Source organism: Thalassospira sp. (assembly GCF_040218635.1).
Lineage (GTDB): Bacteria > Pseudomonadota > Alphaproteobacteria > Rhodospirillales > Thalassospiraceae > Thalassospira.
In genome coordinates this window covers 144752-162010 of record NZ_JAVJRB010000011.1, presented here as the reverse complement: position 1 = coordinate 162010, position 17259 = coordinate 144752, and the positions used below count along the sequence as shown (strand labels likewise).

General features: G+C 54.3%; 12 protein-coding genes. 4 read left to right on the top strand and 8 right to left on the bottom strand.

Annotation, left to right across the window (positions count from 1 at the left end):
- Positions 1-22: 22 nt before the first annotated feature.
- A complete protein-coding gene (locus RIC05_RS12050; protein ID WP_350048638.1) occupies positions 23-1522 on the top strand; it encodes a CoA-acylating methylmalonate-semialdehyde dehydrogenase in 1500 nt (499 codons plus the stop codon).
- A gap of 106 nt (positions 1523-1628) precedes the next feature.
- On the opposite strand, the gene RIC05_RS12045 is transcribed toward RIC05_RS12050, so the two are convergent.
- From RIC05_RS12045 to nirB, 4 genes are read right to left on the bottom strand one after another with little or no spacing between them, the layout of a single operon-like run.
- Complete coding sequence (locus RIC05_RS12045) at positions 1629-2639, bottom strand: NAD(P)-dependent oxidoreductase (RefSeq protein ID WP_350048640.1); 1011 nt, start codon at positions 2637-2639, stop codon at positions 1629-1631.
- The gene (locus RIC05_RS12040; protein ID WP_350048642.1) at positions 2611-5319 is read right to left on the bottom strand and encodes a molybdopterin-dependent oxidoreductase; all 2709 of its coding nucleotides are present in this window, start codon (positions 5317-5319) and stop codon (positions 2611-2613) included. The genes RIC05_RS12045 and RIC05_RS12040 overlap by 29 nt, the downstream gene beginning before the upstream one ends.
- Positions 5309-5659 carry a nitrite reductase small subunit NirD gene (gene nirD / locus RIC05_RS12035; protein ID WP_350048644.1) on the bottom strand — a complete coding sequence of 117 codons (351 nt, stop codon included), beginning with the start codon at positions 5657-5659 and terminating at the stop codon, positions 5309-5311. Before nirD ends, RIC05_RS12040 begins: the two co-directional genes overlap by 11 nt.
- Before the next feature lie 5 nt (positions 5660-5664).
- Entirely contained in the window at positions 5665-8136 is a 2472-nt protein-coding gene (nirB, locus tag RIC05_RS12030; RefSeq protein ID WP_350048646.1) for a nitrite reductase large subunit NirB, read from the bottom strand.
- A 630-nt stretch (positions 8137-8766) separates the two neighbouring features.
- On the opposite strand from nirB, the gene RIC05_RS12025 reads away from it, so the two are divergent.
- The 3 genes from RIC05_RS12025 to RIC05_RS12015 all read left to right on the top strand — a co-directional run bounded on the left by RIC05_RS12025 (position 8767) and on the right by RIC05_RS12015 (position 12131).
- Positions 8767-10218 carry a NarK family nitrate/nitrite MFS transporter gene (locus RIC05_RS12025; RefSeq protein ID WP_350048648.1) on the top strand — a complete coding sequence of 484 codons (1452 nt, stop codon included), beginning with the start codon at positions 8767-8769 and terminating at the stop codon, positions 10216-10218.
- Between the two features lie 137 nt (positions 10219-10355).
- Entirely contained in the window at positions 10356-10946 is a 591-nt protein-coding gene (locus tag RIC05_RS12020) for an ANTAR domain-containing response regulator (protein WP_350041746.1), read from the top strand.
- Positions 10947-10949: 3 nt separating this feature from the next.
- On the top strand, positions 10950-12131 hold the full coding sequence (locus tag RIC05_RS12015) for a CmpA/NrtA family ABC transporter substrate-binding protein (RefSeq protein WP_350048650.1): 1182 nt from the start codon (positions 10950-10952) through the stop codon (positions 12129-12131).
- Positions 12132-12135: 4 nt separating this feature from the next.
- On the opposite strand, the gene RIC05_RS12010 is transcribed toward RIC05_RS12015, so the two are convergent.
- The 4 genes from RIC05_RS12010 to RIC05_RS11995 form a co-directional block, all read right to left on the bottom strand.
- On the bottom strand, positions 12136-14895 hold the full coding sequence (locus RIC05_RS12010) for an ATP-binding protein (protein WP_350041748.1): 2760 nt from the start codon (positions 14893-14895) through the stop codon (positions 12136-12138).
- The gene (locus tag RIC05_RS12005; protein WP_350041749.1) at positions 14896-15120 is read right to left on the bottom strand and encodes a hypothetical protein; all 225 of its coding nucleotides are present in this window, start codon (positions 15118-15120) and stop codon (positions 14896-14898) included.
- Between the two features lie 33 nt (positions 15121-15153).
- Positions 15154-15537: a response regulator transcription factor gene (locus RIC05_RS12000; protein WP_350048652.1), complete on the bottom strand. Its 384-nt coding sequence runs from the start codon at positions 15535-15537 to the stop codon at positions 15154-15156.
- 132 nt (positions 15538-15669) lie between these two features.
- Complete coding sequence (locus tag RIC05_RS11995) at positions 15670-17247, bottom strand: helix-turn-helix domain-containing protein (RefSeq protein WP_350048654.1); 1578 nt, start codon at positions 17245-17247, stop codon at positions 15670-15672.
- Positions 17248-17259 lie beyond the last annotated feature (12 nt).

Below are 17259 nucleotides of genomic sequence, written 5' to 3'. Positions count from 1 at the left end.
CAGGTTTATCGGGAGACACCCAATGTCCAGCCAGCTCACCCACTATATCAACGGCAAGCGCGTTGCCGGCACGTCCGGTCGTTCGGCACCGGTTTTCAATCCGGCAACCGGTGCGCAAAGTGCGACGGTTGATCTTGCCTCGAAATCCGAAGTCCGCGCTGCTGTTGAATCCGCCGTCGCTGTGCGCGATGAATGGGCCAACACAACCCCGCTGCGCCGTTCGCGTATCCTGAATAAATTCCTTGGCATTCTTGAAGACCGCGCCGAAGAACTGGCCGCAGCCATCACCGCCGAACATGGCAAGGTTCTGTCCGATGCGCTGGGTGAAGTCACCCGCGGAATTGAAGTCGTTGAATTTGCAACCGGCGCCCCTCAGTTGCTTAAGGGTGAGTTCACCGAAAACGTCGGCACCAAAGTTGATAGTCATTCGATCCGTCAGCCGCTTGGCATTGTTGCCGGGATCACGCCGTTCAACTTCCCGGCGATGGTGCCGATGTGGATGTTCCCGGTCGCGCTTGCATGCGGTAACTGCTTTATCCTCAAACCATCAGAACGCGATCCGTCCGCTGCACTTTTGTTGGCAGAATGGCTGACCGAAGCAGGCCTTCCGAATGGCGTGTTCAACGTTGTTCAGGGCGATAAAGAAGCTGTCGATGCGCTTTTGTTTGATGCGGACGTCACCGCAATCAGCTTTGTCGGTTCGACCCCGATTGCCAAATACATCTATGAAACCGCGACCGCACAGGGCAAACGGTGTCAGGCCCTTGGTGGTGCGAAAAACCACATGATCATTATGCCGGATGCCGATATGGATCAGGCGGTTGATGCCTTGATGGGCGCTGCTTACGGCTCGGCCGGCGAGCGTTGCATGGCAATTTCGGTCGCCGTTCCGGTCGGCAAAGCAACCGCAGATACGCTGGTTGAAAAGCTGGTTCCGCGCATCAATGAATTGCGCGTTGCACCGGGCACCGATCCGGCAGCCGAAATGGGCCCGCTGGTAACGGCTGCACATCGTGACAAGGTTGTTGGCTATATCGACAAGGGTGTCGAAGAAGGTGCCAAACTGGTTGTCGATGGTCGCGGGATTAATCTTCAGGGTTATGAAGAAGGTTACTTCGTCGGCGGGACGCTGTTTGATGACGTCACCCCGGATATGAGCATCTATAAAGAAGAAATCTTTGGCCCGGTTCTTTCAATCGTCCGTGCGGATGATTACGAAACCGCCGCCAACCTTGTCGATAGCCACGAATATGGTAACGGGACTGCGATCTTTACCCGTGATGGCGATACCGCACGTGAATTTGCCGCCCGTACCCAGACCGGCATGGTTGGTATTAACGTGCCGATCCCGGTTCCGATGGCCTTCCATTCGTTTGGTGGCTGGAAAGCATCGCTGTTCGGCGATCATCACATGCATGGGCCGGAAGGTGTGCGTTTCTACACCAAACTGAAAACCATCACCTCGCGCTGGCCGACCGGCATTCGCAAGGGTGCCGAGTTTGTCATGCCGACGATGAAATAAGATCTGCGGTTCTCGCAGACAAAGAAAGGCGCGCAAATGATTTGCGCGCCTTTTAGTTTATGTGGATGACAGGGAGTCCGGTCCACAGGGGTGAACGGTTGATGCTTTAATGCGCCGTCGGGTGGGTCAATGTGACAATATTGAACCCCTGACGGGCAAAGATTTTGGCCTGCTGCGCAAGATGTTCGCGTTTTTGGGTCGGGTCTGCTTCCTGATCGATATGGCCGATGGCAATCACCGTCGCATCGCGGCGTGCAAGGGTCAGTATTTCATCAGCAACATCATCTTCATGGAAAACGATATCGGCGGTTTCAATTGCGCGCGCTATGCCGTGCGGCAGATCAAATGCGGTATCAACATGAAGCTCCGCCATCATGGTCTGCCCACCGGGAACCGTCGCACTGCTGCCATCAGGAACGAACTGGCGCAGGGCCAGATCAATATCTTCCGGGCCAAGGGATTTTGCATTGCGCGATTGTAAGCCGCGCTGAAAGAAATGCGTCCAGAAGCGTTGGCGTGACACATTGTCATGCAAATGATCGGCAACTTTTTGCCGGGCATCACGCGCGATCCGGGCCAGCTGTGACATGGTGGCCGGAAGAACGGTTTCAAGCCGCTGGCGAATGATGCGGGCCAGGGCCGGTGCGCAGGCCCCGGTCGAAATCGTGATCATGACCGGGGATCGATCAAGGATGGCAGGCACGATAAAATCACACAGCGGGGTTTTATCCACCACATTCAAAAGGATATTGCGCCGTTTGGTCGCGGCCTGAACCCGTCCGGTCAAATAGGGATCGTCGGTGGCGTCAAACACCATCGCCGCGCCATTTACCATAGTGTCAACGAAGGGCGTGCTTTCCCAAACAATGCGCCCTTCGTCGACCATCACGGCGATGTCGTCACAGATTTCGGCAGCGACGACCGTGATTAAGGCTTGGCTTCGGATCAGAATGCGCAGCTTGCCTGCTGCGACTTCACCACCGCCAAGAACCAGTACCTTTTTCCCGGTGACATGGATGAATGCCGGAAAATAGGCGAAGTTTTCCGACGGGTCGGGCAAGGTGCTGCCGCCCGTTTCCAAAGCATGATTATTCTGCGGCGCGCGGTAGTGCGTCATCGAGAATCTCCTTAATTTCCGGAAGGCAGGAACCACATCCTGTGCCAGCCTGAAGCAAGCGGCCGATATCAGTTGCAGACACAGCATTTTGTTCGGTAATGGCCTTGCTGATGGAGGCAAGCCCGACCGAGAAACAAGAACAAATCAAACGATCATTGATCGCTCCGGCATCGGGCATGCGCCCGGCAAGAAGCGCATTGCGTTCCGGTGTTGCCACGGTTTCAGTCGTAAACAGGTTTGATACCCAGTCACGGCCAAGGGCCGGGCGATCCGGGCTGATAAACAAAGCCCCGCTGATCCGCCCACCATTCAGGCGGGCATAGCGATGAACGCCCTTTTTGGTATCGTTATATTCAATGATGTGCTGATCATCGGCATTGGCGGCAATCGGCAGAAGCGATTTGAACATGCAGGCTTCATCACCGGCAATTTCATAAATCATGCTGCCCGGTCCGGTCGCGCTTACCCAATATGGCAGATGGGAAAGATCAACAGGGGTGTTGGAAAACAAAAGTCCCTGCCACCTGGTGACAAACGGTTCGATGGAAACCGGGACATATTTGCTTTCGGGTTGGCCGGAATGGGGGTCGACATTGGGGGGCATAAGTCGACCAATCCCACCCGCGCCCGAAAAGACATCGTTCCAGTGCATCGGAACGAACACCTGTCCGGGCAATTGTGCATCCGTGACCAGAACCCGCATCAAGGATGTGCCATGTTTACTGTTGATGCGCGCAATTGATCCATCCGTAAGGCCGTAATGACCAGCATCCTTCGGATTTACTTCAAGAAGCGGCTCCGGGCGGTGCGCGCTGAGGCGGGCTGCGGTTCCGGTTCGGGTCATGGTGTGCCATTGATCGCGGTAACGCCCGCTATTGGCAATCAGAGGGAACTCTTTGCTAAGCTGTGATTGCGGCGGGATATGTTCAACGCCGATCATTTTGGCCCGGCCACTTGATGTGGTGAAAACACCATCGCCATATAGACGTTCAGAACCGCTAGCGGGCTGGTGCTTGCGCGATGCGGGCCATTGGAACGGTTCCATCGCGTCATAGGCGGACTTCTTTGGCTTGTGCCAGACACCGATATCAAAGGCGCGCATGCCGTCATTTTCAAATTCCGACAGGGCGGCATGTTCGGCAAAAATGTCGCTGGGACCTTTATATTTAAAGGCCTTGGCATAGCCCATAGATCTGGCGACCTCGGTCATGATCCACCAGTCGGGTTTGGCATTGCCCTGTGCTTCGCGGAACGGGCGTTGGCGGGAAATGCGGCGTTCGGAATTGGTCACCGTACCTGATTTCTCCGCCCAGCCGGATGCGGGCAGCTTGATATGGGCATAGCGCAAGGTATCGGTGTCATTGACGACATCCGATGCAATCACAAGCGGACAACGCGACAGGGCCAGACGCACGCGACCCGTATCCGGCAGGCTGACGGCCGGATTGGTCGCCATGACCCAGACGGCCTTGATTTCCCCGCTTTCAATTGCACGGAACATATCGACGGCCTTGTATCCTTCGCCCGGTTCCAGAACGTCGGATTTCCAGAACCGTCTGACCCGATCAACATCAACTGGATCATTGGGGTTCATATGGGCGGCCAACTGATTAGCAAGGCCGCCAACTTCGCGGCCCCCCATGGCGTTGGGTTGGCCGGTGACGGAAAACGGGCTGGAGCCCGGTTTTCCGACACGGCCGGTTGCCAGATGGCAATTCAGGATCGAATTGACTTTGTCCGATCCGCTAGAAGACTGGTTCACCCCTTGTGAAAACACCGTGACGGTGCGATCAAAGGCGGCAAACCAGCTAAAGAACGTTTCCAGTTTTTCCAGACCTGAGCCGAGTTCATCAGCACTTTCTTGGGTATCGAGTCCGCATTTTTGCGCGGTTATCTCGATATCCGGGCAATCGGCACGGGCCTCTGCCACGGCTTGTTCATAGCCACTGACATGGCGGGCTACGTAACGAAGATCGGTATTGCCATTCTGATCAAGCCAGGCCAGCAAACCGTTAAACAGGGCAACGTCGCTGCCCGGTTTGATGGCAAGATGCAAATCAGCGATATCGCAGCTTGCCGTTCGTCGTGGGTCAATCACGACGATCTTTGTGCCCCGCTTTTCTTTGGCAGCGCGCAGGCGCTGGTTCAGCACGGGGTGACACCATGCCAGATTTGATCCGGTCAGAATGACCAGATCGGCAATTTCAAGGTCTTCGTAACATCCGGGCACAACATCCGCACCAAAGGCGCGTTTGTGGCCAACCACGGTCGATGCCATGCACAGGCGCGAATTGGTGTCGATATGCGGTGACCCGATGAAGCCTTTGATCAGCTTGTTGGCGACATAGTAATCTTCGGTCAGGAGCTGACCGGACACATAAAATGCCACCGATTTCGGACCGTGCTTGGCGATGGTGTCACGCAACCGGTTGGCGGTTTCCGCAATTGCGGTTGACCAGTTAACCTGTTGGCCATCGACTTCAGGTTCAAGCAATCGGAAATCGCGTTTGGTTTCGGCTGTGATCGTATCGATCAAAGCCGCCCCCTTGGAGCAAATCCGCCCAAGATTGGCCGGGTGATCGGGATCACCGCCCACAGCAAATCCATCGCGGGTTGGCGAAATGATCAGGCCACAGCCAACACCGCAATAGGGGCAGGTTGTTTTGACCTCATCCCGCATGGCGCAGTCCGGCTTGGAGCTGGGTCAGACCGACACGAACAGTGCCCTCAACCACCTGACATTCAACTTTGGCGGCACAGCCGTCATCCGGGCCCTGTGCTTCGCCGGTTTCAAGCGAGAAAACCATATTGTGAAGCGGGCAGGTCACGAAATGACCATGAACAATGCCCTGCGCCAGCGGCCCCTGTTTGTGCGGGCAGCGATCAAGCAATGCGTAAACCTGATCATCAAGGGTTCTGAAAATAGCAATCCGGTCGGTTTCGGTCTGAAGGGTGCGCGCCCCTTGTTGCGGAATGGTCGAAACAGGACCGATATTTATCCAGTTGAGCATATCTGTCATTTTTCTTACTCCGCTGCGACCATCGAAAGGGGTTTGAATTCGTGGGCATCAACACCCTCGGATGCGCGTTCGGCCCATGGGTCTTTTTGCGCGTTCTGCTGACTGATCATGAAGCGTTCAAACAATGCTTTGCGGTTTGCTGCGTCATCAACCATGCGTTCCTGAACATGTTTCAGGCCAACGCGTTCGATCCATGGTGCGGTTCGTTCAAGATAGCGGGCTTCTTCGCGGTAAATCTGGATAAAGGCACCGCAATATTCCATGACTTCTTCATCCGTGGTGACCTTGCACAGAAGTTCGGTCGCTTTGACGTGAATGCCACCATTGCCGCCAACATGAAGATCCCAGCCGCCATCGGTTGCGACAACCCCAAAATCCTTGATCGTGGCTTCGGCGCAGTTACGCGGGCAACCTGATACCGCCATCTTGAATTTATGGGGCATCCATGATCCCCAGGTCATTTTTTCAAGCTCGACCGCCATGCTCAGCGACATCTGGGTGCCAAAGCGACACCATTCCTGCCCGACGCAGCTTTTGACTGTACGAAGCGACTTGCCATAAGCATGGCCGGAAACCATCCCTGCCGCATTCAAATCGGCCCAGACACCCGGAAGGTCTTCTTTTTTGACGCCCAAAAGGTCAATACGCTGCCCGCCGGTAACCTTGACGGTCGGGATTGCAAACTTGTCAGCGACATCGGCAATCGCACGCAATTCGCGCGGGTTGGTCAATCCACCCCACATGCGCGGAATAACCGAATAGGTGCCGTCTTTTTGAATGTTGGCGTGAACACGTTCATTGATGAAGCGCGATGCGCCGTGATCAACATATTCATTCGGCCAGGCGGCCAGCAGGTAATAGTTCAAAGCCGGACGGCAAACATGGCAGCCGTCTGCGGTTTTCCATTCCAGTTCCTGCATGACCTGCGGCATGGATTTCATGCCTTTGGCAATGATCAGACGGCGGACGCTGTCATGATCATGGTCCGTACAGGTGCAAATCGGCTTGACCGTTGCAGCCTGATAATCGCCACCAAGGGTTGCTGCCAAAAGGTTTTCAACCAACCCCGAACATGATCCGCAGGATGCCGATGCCTTGGTATGGCCTTTGACTTCATCAAGGGTGGTCAGGCCCTTTTCATAGATTGCCGATACGATGGAACCTTTGCAAACGCCGTTGCAGCCGCAGATTTCTGCATCATCTGGCAGTGCTGCAACGGCATCAAGCGGGTTTCCAGCGGATCCTCCCGCGAATGCCTGACCGAAGGCAAGCGTATCACGCAGTTCTGTGACGTCCTGGCCGTCCTTCATCAGTTGGAAATACCAACCGCCATCGGATGTGTCGCCATACAGGACCGCACCCTTGATCTTGCCGTCTTCAAGGACGATGCGTTTGTAAACGCCGCGCCCGGCATCACGGAAGACGATTTCTTCGGTTTCGCCACCACCTGAAAAGTCACCAGCCGAAAACACATCAACGCCGGTGACTTTAAGTTTGGTCGATGTGACCGAACCGGCATAGCCAAGTGTTTCGATTTCGGCCAAATGATCGGCACAGGATTTCGCCATTTCAAACAGCGGAGCGACAAGGCCATAACACTGGCCGCGATGCTGTACGCATTCGCCAACGGCGAAAATGTCCGGATCACTGGTGGTCATGACATCGTCAACAACGATGCCGCGTTCGACGTTGATGCCTGCGTCTGCGGCCAGTCGCCCGTTCGGGCGAATGCCAACAGCCATAACCACCAGATCAGCCGGGATCATGCGCCCGTCTTTAAGACGAACACCGGTAACGGTTTCGCTGCCAACGATTTCTGCTGTATCGGCCTCGGTAATAACCGTGATGCCGCGGCGCTCGAGCTCCTGTGCCAGAAGGTAGCCTGCAGACGGATCAAGCTGGCGTTCCATCACATGGCCTGCAAGATGCAGCACGGTGACATCCATGCCGCGCGATTGCAGGCCAACCGCTGCTTCAAGACCCAAAAGGCCACCACCAATCACAACGGCAGGGCCGCCTTTGGCGGCGGCACCCAGCATGGTGTCGACATCATCAACATCACGGAATGTCACAACGCCACCCAGCTTGTGGCCGGGGATCGGGATAATAATCGGATCGGAACCGGTTGCCAGCAGCAGCTGATCATATTCGGTTTCAGTGCCGCTTTTGGAAATGACGACCTTACGATCACGGTCGATCTCAACCACCGGGTCGCCGGAATACAGGTGGATGTTGTTTTCAACGTACCATTCCGCCGTGTTGATGACGATTTCGTCGAAGTCTTTCTCGCCGGAAAGCAGCGGGGACAGCATGATGCGGTTATAGTTCACACGCGGTTCGGCGCCGAAAACAGTGATGTCGTATTTGTCCGGGGCACGCGACAGAATTTCTTCGACTGTCCGCATGCCGGCCATGCCGTTGCCAATGACAACGATGCGGGCTTTCGCAGATTTAATATTTGCAGTGACGTGGTTCATTTGTCTCTGGCTCCTCGTCGCGGGATGCGAAGTTGGCACAAAAAAACGCCCGATGCGGCCTGCTCTTAAAAAAGGCATTTCGCAACGGACGTCATTATCCGGGGAACCCGTCTTTGGATTCTTTATATATAGGATCGGCTTTTACACCGGAGCCGCAGACGACACTGTCCGCGCTCATGGCCTTCTATATTCAAGCGCCATGCCAGAATTGTAGATATGACGAATTATCTTATAACCGACTGGATTCACGCCAAAAATTATGGTTCTTTGAAGGGGCGGTGTTTTGGCAGAATACATCATTTGATCAAAAAATAAACAGCACAAATCGTGGGTGATTTAATTTTGTGCAAAAAATGATCATTTTAGCTGTGCATTTTTTTGTCTGAGCATGTGCGGCTGAATAATACGTAATATTTTCAAAAGTTTACCGTGTTTATCCCGCAGCGCAGAAAAACTGGCGCGGTGTTTGCACTGCTGTTTTCGTGTGAGCGGCTTTGACGAAAGTAAGCCCAACGATGGGTGGCTCACAGTTCTTCGTCCAACGGCGGACGATCAGACGTTTGGAATAGCCGCGCGATGATCGCGCAGTCTTTCCGATACGAATGACGGGTCGCCTGCGGAATCTTCAAGATGAAGCATGAGGCCCATAGGGAAAACCGTTGGTCGCCCGCAGAAAACATCAAGCTCTGTGCGACCGAAACGAAGGGCTTCACTGTTATGGAAATCAAAAACAAGGCAACACGCATAAACCTGTTCAGTCTCAAGACTGTTCAGATGCGTACTTTCCACCTCACCTGGTTATCCTTTTTCCTGTGCTTCTTTGGTTGGTTCGGGATCGCGCCGTTAATGCCGCTGGTCCGCGATGACCTGGGTTTAAGCAAAAGTGAAATCGGTAGTACCATCATTGCTTCGGTTGCGATTACAGTTCTCGTCCGGCTTCTGATCGGGCCGCTTTGCGACAAGATCGGGCCCCGCAAGACCTATACAGGCTTGCTTGTTCTCGGGTCTTTGCCGGTCATGCTGATCGGTCTTGCGGATAGCTACGAGACCTTCTTGCTTGCGCGTCTTGCCATCGGATCGATTGGCGCATCCTTTGTTATCACGCAGTATCACACCTCGACCATGTTCGCGCCGAACGTCGTTGGCACTGCAAACGCCACCACGGCGGGTTGGGGTAACCTTGGCGGTGGTGTGACCCAGATGGTGATGCCGGCAATCCTTGCCATGATTCTTGGTTTCGGGATTGCGGAAACCATGGGCTGGCGTCTGGCGATGGTCTTCCCGGGGGCGATCATGCTGGTGGTTGCTGTTCTGTATTGGGTCTTCACGACCGATTGCCCGGACGGCAACTATGCCGACATGCGCAAAAGCGGCGCACTTAAACCAGAAGATGACCATGCCGGTGCGACCAAAGGCATGCTTGCTGCAATGTCTGACTATCGCGTCTGGGCATTGTTCCTGGTGTATGGGGCGTGTTTTGGTGTTGAGCTTACGATCAACAACATTGCCGCGATCTACTTCTTTGACAAGTTCGAGCTTTCGCTTGCAACGGCAGGCATGATTGCCGGTCTGTTTGGTCTGATGAACATTTTCGCCCGGACCCTGGGTGGTGTGTTTTCCGATAAATTTGCCGCCAAGGGCGGTCTTTCGGGCCGTGTCAAATTCCTGTTCATGGCCCTGTTCATCGAAGGTGTTGCCCTGATTGCATTCTCGCAGATGGAAGCACTGGTTGTTGCCGTTTCGGTAATGATTGTCTTCTCGCTGTTCGTTCAGATGTCTGAAGGTGCAACGTTCGGGATTGTGCCGTTTGTGAACCGTCGCGCCCTTGGCTCGGTTGCGGGTATCGTTGGTGCAGGCGGGAATGCCGGTGCAGTTGCGGCGGGCTTCCTGTTTAAGTCCGAAGCACTTACCTATCAGGAAGGCCTTCTTTATCTCGGCTGTGCGGTGGTTGTCTGTTCGTTTGCCGCCCTTGCTGTTCGTTTCTCCGCAGCAACGCAGGCCGAAGAAAAAGCCCGCTTTGATAGTGCACAGGCAGAACGTCTTGGAACGTCGGGATCGGCACAACCGGTACCGGCTGAATAAGAATACTGCTATATCGCTTTTTCGGGATGCGGCGCTGGTCGCATCCCGATACAAATCCGGATCTAAAAAAGACCGGAAAATAATAAACCAGATAGAGAGGCTTGATCGTCGATGGTTGTCAGGGAGTTGGGGTTAGATTGGTAAGGCTGGAAGAATACAACATTCTGGTGATTGACGAGAATCCTGACCGCGCCGCAATTGTCGAGCGCGGCCTTGTTGAAAGTGGCTATACCCGTGTGGCCCGTATCGGAACATCCCACAATCTGGTCGAGCGCATTCAGGCCTTGGCGCCAGATATCATCATCATTGATCTGGAAAATCCCGATCGCGATACGCTTGAACAAATGTTTCAGGTGTCACGCGCGATTGCCCGCCCGATTGCAATGTTTGTCGATCAAAGTGATGCTTCGATGATTCAGGAAGCCATTCTGGCCGGTGTCAGCGCCTATGTCGTGGACGGGTTGCGTCAGGATCGCATTCGTCCGATTGTCGATATGGCGATTTCGCGGTTTACCGTGTTTGACCAACTGCGCCGCGAACGGGATGAAGCACAGGCCAAGCTCAGCGAACGTAAATTGATCGAACGGGCCAAGGGAATTCTGATGAAAGAAAAAGGCCTGTCAGAAGAAGAGTCTTATGCGCTGTTGCGCAAGAACGCCATGAAACAGAATCGCAAGATCTATGAGATCGCTCAAAGCGTCATCACGGCGTTTCAGTTGGAGTTTTGAGGAATGTCTAACAAGGTTCGTCTTGGCTTTGTGCCGTTGGTCGATTGTGCGATCCCGGTTGTTGCCCGTGCGATGGGATTTGCCGAGCAAGAAGGTGTTGATCTGGAACTGGTCCGCGAAATGTCGTGGGCGGCCATTCGCGACAAGCTTTCTTACGGCGTATATGACGCGGCCCATCTTTTGGCAGGGATCCCGATTGCCGCCCGTCTTGGCCTTGGCGGGGTTCCGGTTCAACACATTGTTGTTCCCATGGCGCTGGGTCGGGGTGGCAATGCAATTACGGTTTCAACCCGTCTTTATCAGCGCATGCTTGAAACAGACCCGGTTTCGATGCATGGGCCGCGCGGGCTTTCATCGCGTGCCTTGAAAAAGGTGATTGATGAAGACCGTGCTGCCGGGCGCCCGATCATGTCCTTTGCAACGGTGTTTCCGTTCTCCAGCCATAATTACGAGTTGCGCTATTGGATGGCAGCAGCGGGAATTGATCCGGACAAGGATGTGAATATCGGGGTGATTGCCCCGCAGCGCATGTTTGACAGTCTGCGCAACGGATGGGTTGATGGCTATTGCGTCGGGGAACCGTGGAACCAGCGTGCTGTTTTCCATGGCGATGGCGTGATTGTTGCGCTTAAGGATGATATCTGGCCGCGAAGCCCGGAAAAGGTTCTGGGGGTGCGCGAAGACTGGGTCAATTCCAACCCTGATACGGTATCGGCGTTGGTGCGCGCCCTGGTGCGTGCCGCTGAATGGGCCGATGAGGCCGACAATCGTTCTGAACTTGCGCAAATGCTGTCTGAGGAATCCAATGTTGGTGCGCCATATGAAATCCTCAAAGCATCCCTTTGTGGGCGTCCGGTCTTGCGTCCGGGCGAAGCACCAACCGAAATGCCTGATCGCCATGTGTTTTATCGCTATACCGCGACCTTCCCGTGGCTGTCACAGGGAAGCTGGGTTGGAACGCAGATGAAACGCTGGGGGCAGGTGCCAGCAGACGCCGATATCAATAATGTCGTGCGTCAGGTGTATCGCCCTGATTTATATCGCAAAGCGGTCAAGGGACTTGATGTGGCCGTGCCAACCCATGATTGGCGTGTCGAAGGTGCCAATGATGCCGAAGATCGACCGATTGTCGGGCCAGACCGGTTTCTTGATAACACCATCTTTGACCCTGAAAAGGTGAGTTAGGTTTCTAACGGGTTGGGGGCTTGGCCGCATCAATGGCCTCCAACACCTGACCGGGTATGAAGACGCGGAATGTCGCACCCTTACCCGCAGGGCTTTCGACCCATATTTTACCTTGGCAATGTTCGACAACATGCTTGGCGATGGCAAGTCCAAGCCCGGAACCCGATGGTTTGGGTTTGTCATCGGCGTATTTTCCGCCGCGCGAGAATTTATCAAAGATGATTTCAAGTTCGTTCTGCGGGACGCCACTGCCGTTATCGGTAATCGATACAAGATAGCCGCCATCAATTGCCTCGCCGCGCACCAGAACGGTGGGGTGGTCGGGATGGGAAAACTTGGCGGCATTTGACAAAAGGTTGATAAAGACCTGAGTCAGGCGATCCCGGTCAACAAACAGGCGCACCGTCTGGCGCGAAAATTCCGTCGATAGAATAACACCCTTGCGGTCCATCAGGCCTTTGACCGCATCAACACTTTCATCAAGAACCGTGCGCGGATCGACATCGACAGCCCGCCAGTCCGAATGACCCGCTTCAAGGCGCGCCAGATCAAGGTGATCGTCAATAAGTCGGGTCAGCCGTTCGCTTTCCCGCACAATGATGCTGAGGAAATGTTCAGCACGCTCATGATCCAGATTTGGCGTATCGACCAGAATTTCCGAAAATGACCGGATCGAGGTCAGCGGCGTTCTGAATTCATGACTGACCATGGTCAGGAACTCATCTTTAAGCTTATCAAGCTCCTTAAGTCGGTCATTGGCGGCGCGCAATTCTGCCGCAGCCTGTTCAAGTTCGTGGGATTTCTGTTCCAGACGCTGGGAATATTCGATGACGTGCGAGGTTTCTTCAAGGATCTCAAGAACCTCTTCAAGGCTGACCATTTCCCCCTTGGCCACCGATGACACCATAACACGTGCCGATGCCGCCCCGATGGACCCGGCAAGAAGACGTTCGGTAAAGGCAATCATATCGGCGTTGGCTTCGCCCTTGCCGCGCCATGGTGTGTCTTTTTCCCAGCCAAAATCGCGGAACGAATGAAAGGCGCGTTCGCGGCCGAGAAACCGTTCAACCAGTTCATATAAATCATCGACCGAGGCCGATGATCGCCAAATCACGGTATCCTGCCCTTTGCGCGAAAAGGCATCGACAAACAAAGTCGCCTGAATACGTTCAAGTGCGCTTGGTTGGGTAAACAGACTGATCAGGACAAAGGACGCGGTATTCAGCGAAATCGACCAGATCAGAGCATGGGTCAGGGGTTCAAAGTCTGTCAGGCCAAACAGGCTTTCAGGCCGCAACCACGGATGGCCAAACGCCCCGTTCAGGATCAAAGCCGGGTCCATCCAGCCGCTATCGGCAAGTGATGGCAGCAACAGGGTATAACCCCACAGGATAAAGCCGATGACAAGACCAACCTGTGCGCCGGTTTTGGTCCCGCCTTTCCAGTAAAGGCCACCGATCATAATCGGGATAAATTGTGCCGTTGCGGCAAAGGATATCAGGCCGATTTCGGCCAAGGCGTCACTCGCCCCGGCGGATCTATAATAGGCAAATCCCAAAAATACGACAGCAACGATGGATGCCCGGCGGATAGTGATCAAAAGCCCGGTCAGATCATCGCGTTCGGTCAGGCGAAAGGGACGGATACGCAGCAATGCCGGAACGACCAGATCGTTACACACCATGGTCGAAAGCGCGATGGTTGCCACAATGACCATGCTGGTACTGGCCGACAACCCGCCAACATAGGCCAATAGCGCCAGCAAGGATTGCCCTTCAAATAACGGGACTGAAATCACAAAGAAATCCGGGTCCGACCATGCGGGCAGGGTGCCAAGCCCCGCCAGTGCTATGGGCAGGACAAACAGGTTCATCAGCAATAGATAAAGCGGAAAGGCCCAGCTTGCTGTCGGCAAATGCCGTTCATCAACATTTTCAACAATGATGACCTGAAACTGGCGTGGCAAACACAGGATGGCGGCCATGGACAGCATCATCAATGTTGTCCAGCGCGCTGCACCATCTTCGGGCAATTGCAAAAGTTTGGCGGTGTCGGCATTGCGCGCAGCCTGGGCAAACAGTTCGCCAATTCCGCCATACATGACAAAGCAGACAAAGATACCAACGGCCAAAAGCGCAAACATTTTGACCAGACTTTCAAAGGCGATGGCGGCAACCATGCCTTCGTGATGTTCATCGGCATCGATAAAGCGCGTGCCAAACAAAATACCAAACAGCGCAAGCCCGACAGCCGCCCAGAATCCGCTGTCTGAAAACATGCTGACGGTTTCATGGGTGGCCGGGAAAATGCCGTGATCCCAAACCGTCAGAACTGTATAGCTGGTGGCAATTGCCTTAAGCTGAAGCGCAATATAAGGGGTCGTTCCGATCACCGCGATCAGGGTCACAAGCACGGAAAGCTGTGTGCTTTTGCCATACCGCGATGAAATAAAATCGGCAATCGATGTGATGCGGTGGGCTTTGGAAATGCGCAGCATCTTGCGCAGCAAGAACCACCAACCCAAAAAAATGACCGTCGGCCCAAGATAAATGGTCAGATATTCAAGCCCGTTACGTGCTGCCGTCCCGACCGCACCATAAAACGTCCATGATGTGCAATAGACCGCAATTGATAAGGTATAAACCGTCGGGTTCCTGACCCATGATCGGCCATCACGCGCACGTTTATCCCCCCACCATGCAATGGCATACAGCAAACCGACATAGCTGAGCGAAACCGTGATAACCAGTTCAGAGGACAGCATTTAAGATGATCCCTCTGACTGGCCTACTTTGCGAAGGGCGCGTGTCAAAATCGCACAAAGCGCAATCAGCGTTGCCCAGCCTGCAAAGAAATAGACAAACAGGATCGGCAGGCCAAAGAATGTTCCATCAAGGGAAAACACGCCGACCAGGGGTGGCATCCAGACAAAAAACGCGGCCAGGACAAGGACGAATGCCCGTTCTGTCATTTTGCGCGGTGGTGTCATGGATCTGGCTCCTGCCTGTCAGTTAAACGCGTATCAGCATTCGCTTCGTTCAAGCAGGGCCTTGACCCGGGCAACGACATCGCGGGTCGAAAATGGTTTGGTCACAAAATCATCAACGCCAAGTTCAAGTCCTTTGCGGCGGTCGACTTCGCGTGTTTTTGCCGTCAACATCATGATCGGAATGCGTTTGGTTCTTGGATCGGCGCGTGCCGCGCGCACCACTTCAAACCCGTCACAGCCGGGCATCATCACATCAAGCAAAACCATATCAGGAATGTCGCGCGCAATCATTTTGATCGCGGTTTGGCCATCGGTGGCCACACTGACTTCATAGCCTTCTTTTTCCATAAGAAAGCTCAGCGACTCAACAATGGTTTCCTCATCTTCGGCAATCAGGACCTTTGGTCTCTTATTCAAGGACGTTCTCCCCGATTTATGGGATTCTTATATGCCCCAATCCTAGCGGGTTATGCATCGAATTATAATGCTACTTTGGGGTGGTATGTTTCATGCTTTCAGTTAGGGCCGAAAATGACGTGATTTTGATGGCTATACAGCGATTTGCGTGGTTGCCGTATCCGACATTTCATAAGCCCGCTGGCCGCAATCATTGCGGGGGCATTGACGACAGCCAATGCCCACCGGAACCGCAGAATCCGGGCGATCCAGTGACAATCGATCACCATAAACCACGTCATGGGCAAAGGCCGTATCGCACCCGATCATTACCGAATAGACCGACCGCGGCACACCATATCCCCCCGCGCCAGTGCGCAAGGCGCGGGCAACAAAAAGATATTCGCTGTTGTCTGGCAAGCGGACGAATTGGGGGATCACCCGGTCTGGTGCCATATAGGCTTCATGCACGACCCAGCGTGGGCAGGCCCCGCTATAGCGCGGTAACTGAAGGCCGGATGCCGAAAATCGTTTCGAAATATTGCCTGCAATATCTGTTCGCAACAGATGGAAGGGTATGCCCTCAGCACCCGGTCGACGCAGCGTGGTCAGGCGGTGGCAAATCTGTTCCCAGCTGGCGGCATATCGTTGTTGAAGAAGCTCGATATCGTGACGAAACCGTCGCGCATCTTCAAGAAACAGGTCATAGGGAAACAAAAGTGCGGCTGCGCCATAGGAAATCAGGGCCTCGGCTGCGCGGGCCCGTCCGGCGTCACTGTCGATCTGGGTGCGGTTAAGGATTTCATTCACAGTTTCCGGGGATTCAAGCCGGAAAATCATGCGTGCAGCCTGAAAGCGCGCAGACGTAATCGGAAGGGCGCGTGAAATCTTAAGGGTCCGGTGATCGGCATCCCATTTGTGGCCACTGGTCGGGAATTCTTCGGACGGCAGGCGTTCAACCCGAATGTCATGGGTGTTTTCAAGATAATTGATCAAATCGGTCAGGAATAACCCGCCTTCTGGGTCAATTCGCGGGCGCATTTCGGTCGCATGGTCTTCAAGTGCCGGGAAGTAGTTGGCGTTATCATATAAAAGATCATCGACTTCCTCGGCCGGGCTGGCGGCCGGGCGTCCGGCATCGCCACGTTCAAGAAAATTGAAAATCTCGGTCGCGGATTCGGCCAGTCTTTGGGATTCCCGAACCAGTGTTGCGTTAAACCGTGTGCGCTGTTCCTTGGACAGGTCGTCATAATCATCAAAAATCTCCGCGACCGTCCGGATAGAGGTAATCCGTGTCAGGATCGAATGGCTGGCTTCGGTCAGAAACGGGTCATGGCTGAGCCGTTCGGACAATGAGTCAATTTCCTCAAGTCCGCTGCGATAGGCCCGGTAAAGAGAAAGAAAAGCACCAATCAAACCGGGGGCAGCGGCGATTGTGGCCGGGAACTCCCGGCTTTCAATCGGGGTGCTGCGAAAGACCGGATCGGATGCGGCCTCGTTCAAGTCCGAGAGCAGGCGGCTTTCTTCAGACCCTGACAAAGTATGGGGCTGGATGTCGAGTGCTTCGGCAATACGCATCAGCAAACCACCCCCGATCGAACGCCGGTTATGTTCGATAAGGTTCAGATATGACGGGGAAATGCCGGCGGTCTTTGCCAGGGCATTCTGGGTCATTCCGATATCTTTTCGGCGACCGCGAATGCGGTGTCCGATGGGGGCCTGTCGGTTCATACTAAAGTCTCA

Excerpts from the sequence above, each read along its gene's own strand:
- RIC05_RS12050 (WP_350048638.1), top strand. The coding sequence starts at position 23 with ATGTCCAGCCAGCTCACCCACTATATCAACGGCAAGCGCGTTGCCGGC.
- RIC05_RS12045 (WP_350048640.1), bottom strand. The coding sequence starts at position 2,639 with ATGACGCACTACCGCGCGCCGCAGAATAATCATGCTTTGGAAACGGGC.
- RIC05_RS12040 (WP_350048642.1), bottom strand. The coding sequence starts at position 5,319 with ATGCGGGATGAGGTCAAAACAACCTGCCCCTATTGCGGTGTTGGCTGT.
- nirD (WP_350048644.1), bottom strand. The coding sequence starts at position 5,659 with ATGACAGATATGCTCAACTGGATAAATATCGGTCCTGTTTCGACCATT.
- nirB (WP_350048646.1), bottom strand. The coding sequence starts at position 8,136 with ATGAACCACGTCACTGCAAATATTAAATCTGCGAAAGCCCGCATCGTT.
- RIC05_RS12025 (WP_350048648.1), top strand. The coding sequence starts at position 8,767 with ATGAAGCATGAGGCCCATAGGGAAAACCGTTGGTCGCCCGCAGAAAAC.
- RIC05_RS12015 (WP_350048650.1), top strand. The coding sequence starts at position 10,950 with ATGTCTAACAAGGTTCGTCTTGGCTTTGTGCCGTTGGTCGATTGTGCG.
- RIC05_RS12010 (WP_350041748.1), bottom strand. The coding sequence starts at position 14,895 with ATGCTGTCCTCTGAACTGGTTATCACGGTTTCGCTCAGCTATGTCGGT.
- RIC05_RS12005 (WP_350041749.1), bottom strand. The coding sequence starts at position 15,120 with ATGACACCACCGCGCAAAATGACAGAACGGGCATTCGTCCTTGTCCTG.
- RIC05_RS11995 (WP_350048654.1), bottom strand. The coding sequence starts at position 17,247 with ATGAACCGACAGGCCCCCATCGGACACCGCATTCGCGGTCGCCGAAAA.